Origin of the sequence: Streptomyces sp. NPDC006458, assembly GCF_040612135.1 — a bacterium.
Classification (GTDB): Bacteria; Actinomycetota; Actinomycetes; order Streptomycetales; family Streptomycetaceae; genus Streptomyces.
The window spans coordinates 101,355-115,871 of record NZ_JBEXPR010000018.1 but is presented as its reverse complement, the minus strand read 5'-3'; the positions used below and the strand labels follow the sequence as shown (position 1 = coordinate 115,871).

9 protein-coding genes and 1 pseudogene are annotated in these 14,517 nt (G+C 73.2%); 5 read left to right on the top strand and 5 right to left on the bottom strand.

The window, feature by feature from the left end:
* The first annotated feature begins 117 nt into the window (after nt 1-117).
* Complete coding sequence (locus ABZZ79_RS24320) at nt 118-927, top strand: class I SAM-dependent methyltransferase (protein WP_356691953.1); 810 nt, start codon at nt 118-120, stop codon at nt 925-927.
* 141 nt (nt 928-1,068) lie between these two features.
* Nucleotides 1,069-3,597, top strand: coding sequence for an ATP-dependent helicase HrpB (gene hrpB, locus ABZZ79_RS24315; RefSeq protein ID WP_356691951.1), 2,529 nt, complete (start codon nt 1,069-1,071; stop codon nt 3,595-3,597).
* Here hrpB and ABZZ79_RS24310 read toward each other — a convergent pair.
* The 3 genes and pseudogenes from ABZZ79_RS24310 to ABZZ79_RS24300 form a co-directional block, all read right to left on the bottom strand.
* Nucleotides 3,587-4,119 (bottom strand): annotated as a pseudogene (locus ABZZ79_RS24310) (porin PorA family protein); the annotation flags it as partial. The gene hrpB and the pseudogene ABZZ79_RS24310 sit on opposite strands and share 11 nt — an antisense overlap.
* Before the next feature lie 112 nt (nt 4,120-4,231).
* Complete coding sequence (locus ABZZ79_RS24305; RefSeq protein ID WP_356691949.1) at nt 4,232-4,372, bottom strand: SPW_0924 family protein; 141 nt, start codon at nt 4,370-4,372, stop codon at nt 4,232-4,234.
* Between the two features lie 123 nt (nt 4,373-4,495).
* Nucleotides 4,496-6,235, bottom strand: coding sequence for a lytic murein transglycosylase (locus ABZZ79_RS24300; protein WP_356691947.1), 1,740 nt, complete (start codon nt 6,233-6,235; stop codon nt 4,496-4,498).
* A gap of 383 nt (nt 6,236-6,618) precedes the next feature.
* Between ABZZ79_RS24300 and ABZZ79_RS24295 the strand changes: the two genes are divergently transcribed.
* The gene (locus ABZZ79_RS24295; protein WP_356691945.1) at nt 6,619-7,464 is read left to right on the top strand and encodes a DUF4184 family protein; all 846 of its coding nucleotides are present in this window, start codon (nt 6,619-6,621) and stop codon (nt 7,462-7,464) included.
* On the opposite strand, the gene ABZZ79_RS24290 is transcribed toward ABZZ79_RS24295, so the two are convergent.
* A complete protein-coding gene (locus tag ABZZ79_RS24290) occupies nt 7,394-7,801 on the bottom strand; it encodes a hypothetical protein (protein WP_356691943.1) in 408 nt (135 codons plus the stop codon). The genes ABZZ79_RS24295 and ABZZ79_RS24290 overlap by 71 nt on opposite strands.
* A 612-nt stretch (nt 7,802-8,413) precedes the next feature.
* Nucleotides 8,414-11,137: a DNA polymerase I gene (gene polA / locus ABZZ79_RS24285; protein WP_356691941.1), complete on the bottom strand. Its 2,724-nt coding sequence runs from the start codon at nt 11,135-11,137 to the stop codon at nt 8,414-8,416.
* Nucleotides 11,138-11,515: 378 nt separating this feature from the next.
* Here polA and ABZZ79_RS24280 point away from each other — a divergent pair, with 378 nt between their 5' ends.
* Together ABZZ79_RS24280 and ABZZ79_RS24275 are read left to right on the top strand one after the other, a co-directional pair.
* Complete coding sequence (locus tag ABZZ79_RS24280) at nt 11,516-13,795, top strand: FdhF/YdeP family oxidoreductase (protein WP_356691939.1); 2,280 nt, start codon at nt 11,516-11,518, stop codon at nt 13,793-13,795.
* Nucleotides 13,796-13,847: 52 nt separating this feature from the next.
* Nucleotides 13,848-14,336 (top strand): hotdog fold thioesterase, encoded by a 489-nt coding sequence (locus tag ABZZ79_RS24275; protein ID WP_356691937.1) that lies wholly within the window; start codon nt 13,848-13,850, stop codon nt 14,334-14,336.
* Nucleotides 14,337-14,517: the final 181 nt, after the last annotated feature.

The window sequence follows — 14,517 nt, the reverse complement described above, 5'->3', positions numbered from 1 at the left end:
CCCGGCACAAATCCTGTCTTCTGAGGCCACACGGAGCTCGGGGCGCGCCTTGTCGTGACGCTCCCGGAACGGGTTGGACGGAAGAGTACGACGAGGGAGCCGATCATCCAAGAGTCCGTGTCTGCCGAGCCCACGGCCGAGCCGGAGGCCACCCGGCGCGAGGCCGGGGCGGCGGAGAGTTCCCGCGCGAACCGCGGCTGGTGGGACCGCAACGCCGACGAGTACCAGATCGAGCACGGGACGTTCCTCGGGGACGACCGCTTCGTATGGGGTCCCGAGGGCCTGGACGAGGTGGGGGCGGAGCTGCTGGGCCCGCTGGAGGAGCTGAAGGGAAAGGACGTCCTGGAGATCGGCGCCGGCGCGGCCCAGTGCTCGCGCTGGCTGGCCGAGCAGGGCGCCCGCCCGGTCGCGCTGGACCTGTCCCATCGCCAGCTCCAGCACGCGCTGCGCATCGGCGGAACGTTCCCTCTGGTGTGCGCCGACGCCGGCGCCCTGCCCTTCGCGGACGCCTCCTTCGACCTGGCGTGCTCGGCGTACGGGGCGCTGCCCTTCGTCGCCGACCCGGTGCAGGTGCTGCGGGAGGTCCGTCGCGTCCTGCGCCCCGGGGGCCGGTTCGTCTTCTCGGTGACCCACCCGATCCGCTGGGCCTTCCCGGACGAGCCCGGCCCGGAGGGGCTGAGCGTGTCCGCGTCCTACTTCGACCGCACGCCCTACGTCGAGCAGGACGAGGACGGCGGCGCGGTCTACGTCGAGCACCACCGGACGGTCGGCGACCGCGTGCGGGACATCGTCGCCGCGCGGTTCCGGCTGGTGGACCTGGTGGAGCCGGAGTGGCCGGCCTGGAACACGTCCGAGTGGGGCGGCTGGTCCCCGCTGCGCGGTCATCTGATCCCGGGTACGGCCATCTTCGTGTGCGAACGGGACTGACGGCCGTACCGGGCGAACCGAACAGGAGCGACCGCGTGTGCAGGGCTGCCGGGTCGTATCGGGCCGAGAGCTTCGTTCAGGGCCCGAGTGCGCGCATGAGGCCGATCGACCGACCGTTCCCGGGCGTACGACACTGATCGGGTGATCCGTTACAACGCCCTGGACGCCCTGCCCGTACGCGCGGCCCTGCCCGAGCTGGACGACGCCCTGGACACCCGCGGTACGGCCGTACTGGTCGCGCCGCCGGGCACGGGCAAGACGACGCTGGTGCCGCTCGCCCTGGCGGGGCTCCTCGGTGAGGGCCCCGCGCGGCGCGTCGTCGTCGCCGAGCCGCGGCGGATCGCGGCCCGCGCGGCGGCCCGGCGGATGGCGTGGCTGCTGGGCGAGAAACTCGGCGAGAGCGTCGGGTACACCGTGCGCGGCGAGCGGGTCGTGGGGCCACGCGCGCGTGTGGAGGTCATGACGACCGGTGTGCTGTTGCAGCGGCTCCAGCGCGACCAGGAGCTGACGGGCGTGGACGCGGTGGTGCTCGACGAGTGCCACGAGCGCCATCTCGACGCGGACACGGCGGCCGCTTTCCTGTGGGACGTGCGCGAGACGCTGCGGCCGGAGCTGCGGCTCGTGGCGGCTTCGGCGACGACCGACGCGCAGGGCTGGGCGCGGCTGCTGGGCGGCGCGCCGGTCGTCGAGGCGCGGGGGGTCACGCATCCGGTGGACGTGGTCTGTGCGCCGCCCGCGAGCCCGGTACGGCCCCCGCACGGCATGCGCGTCGATCCGGCGCTGCTGACACATGTGGCGGCGACGGTACGGCGGGCGCTGGCCGAGCGGGCAGGGGACGTGCTGTGTTTCCTGCCGGGCGTGGGCGAGATCGCGCGGGTGGCCGGGCAGCTGGCCGGTCCGGGGGACGTCGAGGTGCTCCAGGTGCACGGCCGGGCTCCGGCGGCCGTGCAGGACGCGGTGCTGGCGCCCGGTGCGCGGCGCCGGGTCGTGCTGGCCACGGCGGTGGCGGAGTCCTCCCTGACCGTGCCCGGGGTGCGGGTGGTCGTGGACTCGGGGCTGGCGCGTGAACCCCGGGTGGACCACGCGCGCGGGCTGAGCGCGCTGACGACGGTGCGGGCCTCTCAGGCGGCCGGGCGTCAGCGGGCCGGCCGGGCCGGGCGTGAGGCGCCCGGTGCGGTGTACCGCTGCTGGGCGGAGGCCGAGGACGCGCGGCTGCCCCGGTTCCCCTCTCCCGAGATCAAGGTGGCCGACCTGACGGCGTTCGCCCTGCAGACGGCCTGTTGGGGCGATCCGGACGCCTCGGGGCTGGCGCTCCTCGATCCGCCCCCGGCCGGGGCGATGGCAGCGGCGCGAGCGGCGTTGACGGCGGTCGGAGCGGTGGACGCCGCGGGGCGGGCCACGGAGCGGGGGCTGCGGCTCGCGCGGCTGGGGCTGCATCCCCGGCTGGGGCGGGCACTGCTGGACACGTCCGGTCCGGGCGTCGAGGTGGTGGCCCTGCTGTCCGAGGAGGCACCGCGCGGGTACGGGGACGATCTCGCGGCCGCGCTGCGGACTGCCCGGCGTGGTGGTGACGCGTACGCGGAGCGCTGGCGTCGTGAGGTCCGGCGGCTGAAGGGCGTCGCCGGGGAGGACGCCGGTTCGCTCGCCGGCGGCCGTGACGCCGTGCGGGCGACCGGCGGGGCGCGTTCCCTCGGCGGTGACGACCGGGTGGCGGGGCTGATCGCCGCTCTCGCCTTTCCCGAGCGCGTGGCCAGGCTCGACGGCGGGTCGTATCTCATGGCCTCCGGCACGCGGGCCGACCTCTCGGAGGCGTCTCCTTTGCGTGGCTCCCCGTGGATCGCGGTAGCCGTGGCGGACCGTCCCGTGGGCCGGGGGCACGCGAGGGTGCAGCTCGGGGCCGTCATCGACGAGGACCTCGCCCGGCTCGCCGCGGGCTCGCTGCTCGGCGCGCGGGAGGAGGTCCACTGGGCCGACGGGGACGTCGTCGCACGCCGCGTGGAACGGCTGGGGGCGATCGAGCTGGCGGCGCGGCCGCTGCGGGACGCCGACCCGGCACTGGTCCGGGAGGCTCTGCTGACCGGGCTGCGGCAGGAGGGGGTCGGGCTGCTGCGCTGGTCCGCCGATGCCGGGGTGCTGCGGCAGCGGCTGGCGTTCCTCCGGCTGCACCTGGGCGAGCCGTGGCCGGACGTCTCGGACGGCGCTCTGCACGCGCGCGTGGACGAGTGGCTGGAGCCGGAGTTCGGCCGGGCCCGGCGGCGGGCGGACCTGGCGCGTATCGACGCCGGTGAGGCGCTGGGCAGGCTCCTGCCCTGGGCCTCGGGGGACGCGGCCCGGCTGGAGGAGCTGGCACCGGAGCGGATCACCGTACCGAGCGGGTCCAGGATCCGGATCGACTACGGCGATCCGGAACGGCCGGTGCTCGCGGTCAAGCTCCAGGAGATGTTCGGACTGCAGGAGTCGCCGAAACTCGCCGGAGTGCCGGTGCTGGTGCATCTGCTGTCGCCCGCCGGGCGGCCGGCGGCCGTGACGGCCGATCTGGCCTCCTTCTGGCGGGACGGCTACAAGGGCGTGCGGGCGGAGTTGCGCGGCCGCTATCCGAAGCACCCGTGGCCCGAGGACCCGGCGACTGCGGAGCCGACCCGGCGCACCAACGCCGCGCTCAGGCGGTGACCGGCTCGGCGGTCGAGGCGGTTTCCGGTGCGGGACCGGCCGGGCGCCTGCCGCGCGCCTCGACCCGGAGGGCGAGGGCGAGGAGCAGGGCGCCCAGGGTGAGGAAGCCCCGGGGCAGGTGGGATGTGAGCAGCAGGAGCAGGGCGCGGTCGGACTTGACCAGGTCGACGGTGTGCTCGATGTAGTCCTCTCGCATCTTCACGTGCCCGGCGAACGCCGTCACCTTGTCGCGGTCGCCGAGCAGGGTGCCGCCCCGCAGCTCCTCCTTGTGGATCTCCTCGCCGAGACGGGGGCGCCGGTGACGGGTTCGACCCAGAACCTGCGGACCGTGGTGTACCAGCGGGTGGTGCCGGTGGCGGCGACGGACTCGGGGGTGATGCCCTTGACGGGCATGGCCTTGGGGAACGGCACCTCGGGCCAGGGCACGGTCTGTTCGAAGAAGTAGACCTCCAGGCCCCGGAAGCTGCGGGCGCCCTTGTAGTGGATGGGCGCGGAGGTGCGCGTCTGGGCGTCGAAGTACTCGTCGGGGGAAAGGCGTACCAGCGCAGCAATGGGGACAGGGCCGCGAGGAACACGGCGAGGGCGAGCAGGACCAGTCCGGACGTACGGCGCATCTCGGCCTCCCTCGGGGCGGTCAGGGGTGGGCGGGGACCGTCGTCATCTTGGGTTTCGGGGATGTCCCGCCCGTGGGTGAGCCGAGGGCCGTGAGGGTGAGGGTGAGGACGAGGGCGAACGCGAGGGCGAGACCGGTCGCGGCGGCGATCAGGGCGCGCATGCGGGGCCTCCCGGCGGAGACGGAACCTTGACTGACTCACCGTCAGATCCGGGCACCGTAGCAACGCGCGCGAGATGAGAACACGTCGTACGCGCGGGCGCGGGCCTACGCGCGAGGGCCGGGTCAGGCGGAAGGCGATGCCGAGGGCGTCGCCGTCGCGGACGTCTCGGTCGTCGGCTCGGTCGGGGTCGGCGACGCGGCCGCCTCCACCGTCAGTTCGACGGTGAGTGTGGCGCCGCCTTCCGTGGTGACGCGCAGCAGGAAGGTGCCCGCGGTGTCGTCGGCGTACAGCTTCGGCAGCACCAGCAGGCCGTTCGCGTCCGTCTGGAGACCATCGAGCGTACGGACGGCGTCGCCGGCGGCGTCCTTGAAGTAGGGGCCCTTGTCGTTCTGGCTCGGGTCGTCGGCCGACCGGATGAGGGTCGCCGTGGCGGCGACGCCGTCCGCGGCGGCACCCCGGTAGGTCGCCTTCACCTGCACCTGCTCGGCGAACTCGCCGCCCGCCGGGCAGACCAGCGCGCCCTCACCGACCCGGGCGAGGGCGTCGGCGGTGCGCGCGGTGACCGTGGCGGTGTAGTCGACACCGGCGACCGAACGGCCGACGACGGTGGCCCGGACGGTGAAGGTGCCGGTCTTCTCCCCGGCGCGCAGCGTGGGCGTCACGGCGACACCCGAGGCGTCGGTGAGGACCGTGGCCACGTTCTCGCCGCCGGTGAACGTGGCGTCGGTGTCGCCGGTGATGGTGAAGCGGACACGGACCTTGCCGACGGCCTGACCGGACCTGGTCTCCGCCCTGGTGCTGATCGTCTCGGCGAACGCGTCGCCGGCCGTGGCGGTGAGCTCCGCGGTGCCCGCGTCCTCCAGGTGGTGCACGGTGTCGGTGGGCGTGCTCGGCGTGCCGGTGGGCGGGGCCGTCGGACGGCCGGGGATCGGGAGCTGCGGCTCGCGGCCCGGCTTGTCCGTGGACGGGCTCGGGCTCGGCGTTGGGGTCGACGGCTTGCGCGGCGGGCGCTGCTCGCCGCGCGGGGTGTCGCTGCGGTTGCCGGGCAGCGATCCCGTGCCGTCCGGGATCTCGTGGGCGCCCTTGCGGTAGTACTCCAGCCACGAAAGGACCGTGTTGAGGTAGTCGGTGGAGTTGTTGTAGCTGAGGATCGCGCGGTCGAGGTCGCCCTGGCTCGACAGGTCCCAGCCGAAGCGGCACAGGTAGTGGGCGGAGGCGAGCGCGGCGTCGTAGATGTTGTTCGGGTCCTTGAGACCGTCGTCGTTGCCGTCCTGGCCCGCCCAGGCCCAGGTGGAGGGGATGAACTGCATCGGGCCGACGGCCTGGTCGTAGGCCGAGTTGCCGTCGTAGGCGCCGTTGTCGGTGTCCTTGATGAGCGCGAAGCCGTTGCCGTCGAGCTGCGGGCCCAGGATCGGGGTGATCGTGGTGCCGTTGGCGTCGACGCGGCCGCCGCGGGCCTGCCCCGACTCGACCTTGCCGATGGCGGCGAGGAGTTCCCAGGGCAGGTTGCAGCCGGGCTTGGACGCGTTCAGCCGGGAGGCCGCCCTCTTGTAGGCGTCGAGGACGGTGGCGGGTATGCCGGACTCGGTCCCACCGGCGCCCGGCGCGACCGTCGACGAGGTCGTGGGCGAGGGGGTCGGGCTGTTCAGCGGCGGCAGGTCCGTGTAGTAGGGGGAGTTGCCGGTCGCGCTGTCGTCGGCGCTGACGTCGGGCGTCGGCTGCGAGTCGGCGGTGGTCGATCTGCCTTCGCCGTCGACCGTCGCTCCCGGAGCCTGGGATGCGGACAGCGCCGCTACCGCAGCCGCGGCCACGGCGGTCGTCGCCGCCCCCTTGCGCAGACGCCTGCCGATTTGCGCCGCCATGAAGTGAACCCTCCCGTGGACGCTCGAGCGCCCGCCTCCGTTTGTTGCCCTCACCCTGTTGTGACTGCCGACGTCCGGGGTCGGTTGCATCGGCGCCCGATTTCGGCGCTTTGTTTATTCGCGCGACCGGACCTGTGCGTCCGATCGGACTGCTCGTACGTCCGATCAGGTGCTCGCTCCGGTGCGCCGCCCAGGCGACCCTACGACAACATCCCCGCCCCGGGGACCTGTTCGCGCCCCGTTTTCACCGGTTGGCCATGTGGCGTTGGCCGCTCTCCGGATCTCCGTCGAGAACAGTTCCGCGCACGTCGGTCGCGCATACTGAACTGCTCCGGCGGCCGACGGACACGGTCCCGACCCAACAACCTTCACAGGGGGAGCACTTGCCGTTCACCTTGAGCCATGCGGCTGCCGTGCTGCCCGCCGTGCGCACCGACGGAACCGGCCGCGGGGCGCTGGTACCGGCCGCCCTGATCGCGGGTTCGTTCTCGCCCGACTTGACCTATTACGCGGCGAGCGCACTGTCCGGGGCGATGCGGTTCGGTGATGTCACGCACTCCTTCCCCGGGGTGTTCACGGTGGACGTGCTCATCTCCTGGGGTCTGGTCGGACTCTGGCTGCTCGTGCGTGAACCGCTCGTCGCGCTGCTCCCCCGGCGCAGGCAGCTCCGTACGGCGACCCTGCTGCGCTGCGGGGCGCCCCGCGCGCGCCTGCGGGCCTCGACGGCGGCGTGGTGGTACGTCTCCGCGGCCGTCGGGGCTCTGACGCATGTCGTGTGGGACGCGTTCACCCACCTCGACCGCTGGGGGATGCGTCTCTTCCCTGTGCTGGGACAGGAGGTCGCGGGCTCGCCGCTGTACTGGTACCTGCAGTACGGCGGTTCGGCGGTCGCCGCCGCGGTGATCCTCGTGTTCGTCGTACGGGCGCGGCGGCGCGTGCCCGCTGCCGAGCCGGCCGGGGTGCCGTCGCTGTCCGCGAGGGACAGGTGGGCGGCCGGTGTGCTGATCGGCGGCTGCGCGCTGGGCGCGGCCGTCCAGCGGGCGGCGCGGTGGTGGGCCTACTGGAGTTCCTCCGCGAAGCCGTGGGAGCTGATCCCGACCCTGTGCTTCGGGGCGGGCGCCGGACTGCTGCTCGGGGTGCTGCTGTACGCCCTGGCGGTCAGGGTGTGGCGCCCGGCTCCGGCTCCGGACCTGACCAGCGGGGAGCTGAGCCGCCCGGCGGCCCGCTGAGGACGGGCACCCCGGCGACGAACACGGTCAGCGTGCCGATCGGGCGGGTGCGCGGCAGCAGGGCGAGCAGGAGGGCGAGATAGCCGCCCGCCCGATCGGCCCACAGCCGCCACGGGGCCGTGCCGGGCGTCCGGACGAAGGCGGCGAGGGGGCGACATCGGCCGAGCGGCCCGAGAGTCCGGCACCGGCGAAGCGCGCGGCCGAGGTCCGCGGCGGCGGTACGGACGGCCTCGGCACGGCCGTGGACGATACGGGCGGTGCTTGCCCCGGCGGCGAAGGCCGGGACCGGCGCGAGCGGCTTTCGGGCCGGTCGGCGGTCGAGCATGCGTATACCCATGCCCGCATCCTGACGGCCAACGACGCCGACCTGCTTTTCCGCGGGGGCCACGCGAGTGACGGCCCTGCGGGGGTACGGGGGTGCGCCGCGAGCCGGGCGGCGGTCGTCGAGGGGGCTTCGCCACTCGTCTGGCAGCGGCTGGCGGGGGCTTGGCCGCCGGGCCAGGTACCGGCTGGCGGGGCCTTCGCCGCCCGTCGGGCAGCGGCTGGCGCGGCCTTCGCCGCCGGGCCCGGTTTGGGCTGGCGGAGCCTTCGCCGCCGGGCCCGGTATGGGCTGGCGGGGGCTTCGCCGCCGGGCCGCGGGGCGCCGTGTCCGGCTGTGGCGCCGTTGGAGCGGTCACCCCGCGCGGCTGCGTGCCGCCGCCGCGCAGTCGGCCGCATCCGGCCTGTCTCCGGAGCGGCCAGGGCACCGGCCGGGGCTCCGCGCTGCCGCCGGAGCGACCATCACGCTCGGTCACATGCTGCCCGGTGGCCGCGGCTGTCGCAGCGGTCACGAGCTGCCACCGGAGCCCGCCCGTCACACCCGGTCACGAGCTGCGGCCGCAGCGGCCGGCGTCTCCGGCGGCGAGTTGCCGCCGGAGGCCGTCTCATCCGGCCGCTTGCGTCCGGTTGGTTAGTGCGCCGCCGACTCCCAGTCCGGCCCCACGCCCACCGAGACGTCCAGCGGGGCGCGGAGATGGACGGCGGTGGCCATCTCGCGGCGGACGATCTCCTCGACGGCCGCCCGCTCGCCGGGGGCGATCTCCAGGACGATTTCGTCGTGGACCTGGAGGAGCATGCGGGACGTCAGGCCGGCCTCGCGGAGGGCCTTGTCCACATGGAGCATGGCGATCTTGACAATGTCCGCCGCCGTGCCCTGGATCGGGGCGTTCAGCGCCATGCGCTCGGCCGCCTCGCGGCGCTGGCGGTTGTCGCTGTTGAGGTCGGGCAGATAGCGGCGGCGGCCGAAGAGCGTGGCCGTGTAGCCCGTCGCGCGGGCCTCGTCGACGGCCCGGCGCAGATAGTCCCGCACCCCGCCGAAGCGCTCGAAGTAGGTGTCCATCAGGGCGCGCGCCTCGGCGGCCTCGATGTTCAGCTGCTGGGAGAGACCGAACGCGGACAGGCCGTAGGCCAGGCCGTACGACATGGCCTTGATCTTGCGGCGCATCTCCGCGTCCACGGCCGACCGCTCGACGGTGAACACCTGGGAGGCCACGGTGGTGTGCAGGTCCTCGCCGGAGGTGAAGGCCTCGATCAGGCCCTCGTCCTCGGACAGATGGGCCATCACGCGCAGCTCGATCTGGCTGTAGTCGGCCGTCATGAGGGACTCGAAGCCCTCGCCGACCACGAAACCGCGGCGGATCGCCCGGCCCTCGTCCGTGCGGACCGGGATGTTCTGGAGGTTCGGGTCGGTGGACGACAGGCGGCCCGTGGCGGCGACCGTCTGGTTGAAGGTCGTGTGGATACGGCCGTCCGTCGCGATGGTCTTGATCAGGCCCTCGACCGTGACCCGCAGCTTCGCCTGCTCACGGTGGCGCAGCATGATCACCGGAAGCTCGTTGTCCGTCTGGGTCGCGAGCCAGGCCAGCGCGTCGGCGTCGGTGGTGTAGCCGGTCTTGGTCTTCTTGGTCCTGGGCAGGCCCAGCTCGCCGAAGAGGACCTCCTGGAGCTGCTTGGGCGAGCCCAGGTTGAACTCGTGCCCGGCCGCCGCGTGCGCCTCCTTCACGGCCTGCTGCACGGCGCCCGCGAACATCTGCTCCATGGCTTCGAGGTGGGCGCGGTCGGCCGCGATGCCGTGCCGCTCCATCCGGGCGAGCAGCGCCGAGGTCGGCAGCTCCATGTCGCGCAGCAGCTCGGCGGAGCCGACCTCCTCCAGCCGGCCCTCGAAGGCCTGGCCGAGGTCGAGGACCGCGCGGGCCTGGATCATCAGCGCCTCGGCCTCGGCGCCGTCGTCCGCGCCGAAGGCCAGCTGTCCGTCGGCCGCGGCGGCGGGGGCCAGCTCGCGGTGCAGGTACTCCATGGACAGCGCGTCCAGGTCGAAGGAGCGTCGCCCGGGCTTGACCAGGTAGGCGGCGAGGGCGGTGTCCATGCCGACGCCGGCGATGCTCCAGCCGTGCTCGGCGAAGACGCGCATCGCGCCCTTGGCGTTGTGGAAGATCTTGGGCCGGGCCTCGTCCGCGAGCCAGGTCGCCCAGGTGCGCTCGTCGGTCTCGTCCAGCTGGGACGGGTCGAACCAGGCGGCGGCCCCGTCGGGCGCGGCCAGCGCGATCTCGGCGACCGAGCCGGTGCCCAGCGCCCAGGTGCCCACCGTGGCGACGCCGAGCACTCCGCTGCCGTGCTCGGTGAGCCAGCCGGCCAGCTCGCCGGTGCCCAGTACAGTGCCCTCCACCTCGACGCCGTCGGCGACGACGGGGGTGGCCTCGGCCTCCTCGGCGCCCGGGTCGACGGCCAGCAGCCGCTCGCGCAGCGAGGGGTTCCGGATCTCCAGGGTGTCCAGGACCATCGCGACGGACTTGCGGTCGTACGGCAGGCGCGCGAGGTCGGCGACGCCCTTGGTCAGCTCGACGGTGCGCACCATCTCGGTGAGGCGCCGGTTGAGCTTGACGGCCTCCAGGTGGTCGCGCAGGTTCTGCCCGGCCTTGCCCTTGACCTCCTCGACCCGCTCGACCAGCTCGGCGAACGAACCGAACTGGTTGATCCACTTCGCGGCCGTCTTCTCGCCGACGCCCGGGATGCCGGGGAGGTTGTCGGACGGGTCGCCGCGCAGCGCGGCGAAGTCCGGGTACTGCGCGGGCGTCAGGCCGTACTTCTCGAACACCTTCTCCGGGGTGAAGCGGGTCAGCTCGGAGACACCCTTGGTCGGGTACAGCACCGTGGTGTGCTCGGACACCAGCTGGAAGGAGTCGCGGTCGCCGGTGACGATCAGCACCTCGAAGCCCTCGGCCTCGGCCTGCGTGGCGAGCGTCGCGATGACGTCGTCCGCCTCGAAGCCGTCGACCGCGAACCGGGACACGTGCATCGCGTCGAGCAGCTCGCCGATCAGCTCGACCTGGCCCTTGAACTCGTCCGGGGTCTTGGAGCGGTTCGCCTTGTACTCGGTGAACTCCTCCGAGCGCCAGGTCTTGCGCGAGACGTCGAAGGCCACCGCGAAGTGCGTGGGCGCCTCGTCGCGCAGGGTGTTGGCCAGCATCGACGCGAAGCCGTAGATCGCGTTCGTCGGCTGGCCGGTCGCGGTGGTGAAGTTCTCCGCGGGCAGCGCGAAGAACGCGCGGTAGGCCAGCGAGTGCCCGTCCATCAGCATCAGCCGCGGACGGTCGCCGGAGGTCTTGTCGGTCTTCTTCGGTGCTGTCTCTGCCACGCCCCCGATCCTGCCACGCCCCACTGACACTCGGCCCCCACCCCGGGGCGACACCGCACCGAGGGCCGCGCGCCGTGGCCGCACCGAGCCGCGAGCCCCCACCCGGGCACGGCACCGCACCGCACGGCACCGCGAACCCCCATCCAGGCACCGCACGGCAGCGCACCGCACCGCACCGCACCCCAGCGCACCGCACCGCACCGCACCGCACCGCACCGCACCGCACCGAGAGTCACCGTGTCCGGCACCGCCCCCAGAACCCGTCACACCCCGCACACAATGCCCGCACCCCGCATACGCCCGGCGGCCGCCGGGCGTCGGTGCCCCGTGCGAGGATCGAAGAGGTACCGCACACACGTAGGAGAAGGAGAGCGTGCGATGGCAACGAAGCCGCCCACCGCCGATCCGGTCCAGGACGCACCCGAGGTCGCGGAGCCGCAGCACGCGGCGGCGGGGCTCACGGCCATCGGACACACCCTGCGTGTCGCGCAGCAGCAGATGGGCGTCAAGCGCACCGCGCTGACCCTGCTGCGGGTCAACCAGAAGGACGGCTTCGACTGCCCGGGCTGCGCCTGGCCCGAGCCGGATCACCGGCACGCGATGGAGTTCTGCGAGAACGGCGCGAAGGCCGTCGCCGAGGAAGCCACGCTGCGCCGGGTCACTCCCGAGTTCTTCGCCGCGCACCCCGTCGCCGACCTGGCGAACCGCAGCGGTTACTGGCTGGGCCAGCAGGGCCGGCTCACGCACCCCATGTACCTGCCCGAGGGCGGCGAGCACTACGAGCCGGTCACCTGGGAGCGCGCCTTCGACATCGTCGCCGAGGAGATCGCCGCGCTCGGCTCCCCCGACGAGGCCGTCTTCTACACCTCGGGCCGTACCAGCAACGAGGCCGCCTTCCTCTACCAGCTGTTCGCGCGCGAGCTGGGCACCAACAACCTGCCGGACTGCTCCAACATGTGCCACGAGTCGTCCGGCTCGGCGCTCAACGAGACCATCGGCATCGGCAAGGGCAGCGTCCTGCTGGAGGACCTGCACCAGGCCGATCTGATCGTCGTGGCCGGGCAGAACCCCGGCACCAACCATCCGCGCATGCTCTCCGCCCTGGAGCTGGCGAAGGCGAACGGCGCGCGGATCATCAGCGTCAACCCGCTGCCCGAGGCGGGCCTGGAGCGCTTCAAGAACCCCCAGACCGCCAAGGGTCTGACCACGGGTGCCTCGCTCACCGACCTGTTCCTGCAGATCCGCATCGGCGGCGACCAGGCCCTGTTCCGTCTCCTCAACAAGCTGATCCTGGAGACCGAGGGGGCCGTCGACGAGCTGTTCGTGCGCGATCACACCCATGGCTTCGAGGAGTTCGCCGAGGCCGCCCGCGCCGCCGACTGGGACGAGACCCTCGCGGCGACGGGCCTGTCGCGGCAGGAGATCGAGCAGGCCCTGGAGATGGTGCTGGCGTCCAAGCGCACGATCGTGTGCTGGGCCATGGGCCTCACCCAGCACAAGCACGCGGTGCCGACCATCCGTGAGGTGGTCAACTTCCTGCTGCTGCGCGGCAACATCGGACGCCCCGGCGCGGGTGTGTGCCCGGTGCGCGGCCACTCCAACGTGCAGGGCGACCGCACCATGGGCATCTTCGAGCGACCCGCGCCCGGTTTCCTGGACGCCCTGGAGAAGGAGTTCGGATTCGCGCCGCCGCGCGAGCACGGCTTCGACGTCGTCCGTGCCATCCAGGCGCTGCGCGACGGCGAGGCGAAGGTCTTCTTCGCCATGGGCGGCAACTTCGTCTCCGCCTCTCCCGACACCGATGTCACCGAGGCGGCCATGCGGCGCGCCCGGCTGACCGTCCATGTGTCGACCAAGCTGAACCGCTCGCACGTCGTCACGGGCGCGCGTGCCCTGATCCTGCCGACGCTGGGCCGTACCGAGCGCGACCTCCAGGGCGGCGGCGAGCAGTTCGTGACCGTCGAGGACTCGATGGGCATGGTGCACGCCTCCCGGGGGCGGCTGGAGCCCGCGGGCCGGCATCTGCTGTCGGAGCCGGCAATCGTGTGCCGACTGGCGCGGCGGGTGCTGGGTGAGGGATCGGGCACTCCGTGGGAGGAGTTCGAGAAGGACTACGCCACGATCCGTGACCGCATCGCGCGCGTGATCCCCGGTTTCGAGGACTTCAACGCGCGGGTGGCCCGGCCCGGCGGCTTCACCCTGCCGCACGCCCCACGCGACGAGCGCCGCTTCCCCACCGCCACCGGCAAGGCCAACTTCACCGCCGCGCCGGTGGAGTTCCCCGAACTGCCGCAGGGGCGGCTGCTGCTGCAGACGCTGCGCTCGCACGACCAGTACAACACCACGATCTACGGCCTGGACGACCGCTACCGGGGCATCCGGGGCGGCCGGCGCGTGGTCCTGGTCAACTCCGAGGACGCACGCGCCCTCGGTGTCGCCGACGGCGCGTACGTGGACCTGGTGAGCGAGTGGAGGGACGGCGTGGAGCGTCGCGCGCCGGGCTTCCGGGTCGTGCTCTATCCGACCGCGCGGGGCTGCGCGGCCGCCTACTACCCGGAGACCAACGTCCTCGTCCCCCTCGACGCCACCGCGGACACCAGTAACACCCCGGCCAGCAAGTCCGTCGTGGTCCGTCTGGAACAATCGGCAACCGACTGAGCGTTTGCTCAGCCGAGTCTGACGTATTGAGCGAACGAACGGAGCCGGGCCCATGGGCGAGCAGCAGCACGTGAAGTTCCCGCAGGAGGTCCTCGACGAGTACGCGGCCCTCGGCGTAGACCTGCCCGCCCTGTTCTCCGCGGGGCACCTCGGCACACGTATGGGCGTCCAGATCGCGGAAGCGTCCGCCGAGCGGGTCGTCGGCACCATGCCGGTCGAGGGCAACACCCAGCCGTACGGCCTGCTGCACGGTGGCGCTTCCGCGGTGCTGGCCGAGACCCTCGGCTCGATCGGCTCGATGCTGCACGGCGGCGTGTCGAAGATCGCCGTCGGTGTCGACCTGAACTGCACCCATCACCGAGGTGTGCGTTCCGGCCTCGTCACCGGCGTGGCCACGCCCATCCACCGGGGCCGCTCCACGGCGACGTACGAGATCGTGATCAGCGACGAGGAGGGGCGGCGCGTGTGCAGCGCGCGGCTGACCTGTCTGCTGCGCGACGTCGGCCCCAAGGACGCCGAGCGGGTGGGGGCCAAGGCCTGACCGGCACCGAGAGCCGGACAAGGGGGTGGTCACGACCGAAGCGACCGCCCCGTTCCGCGCCCCCGGCACCCCAGGCCCGACCCACACGGCCCACACCCCACCCCCGACCGTCCCGGCCCACACTCCAGACCCGACCGACACGGCCGGCGCCCCACCGGCACGCCCCGTGCCCCACTGCGGC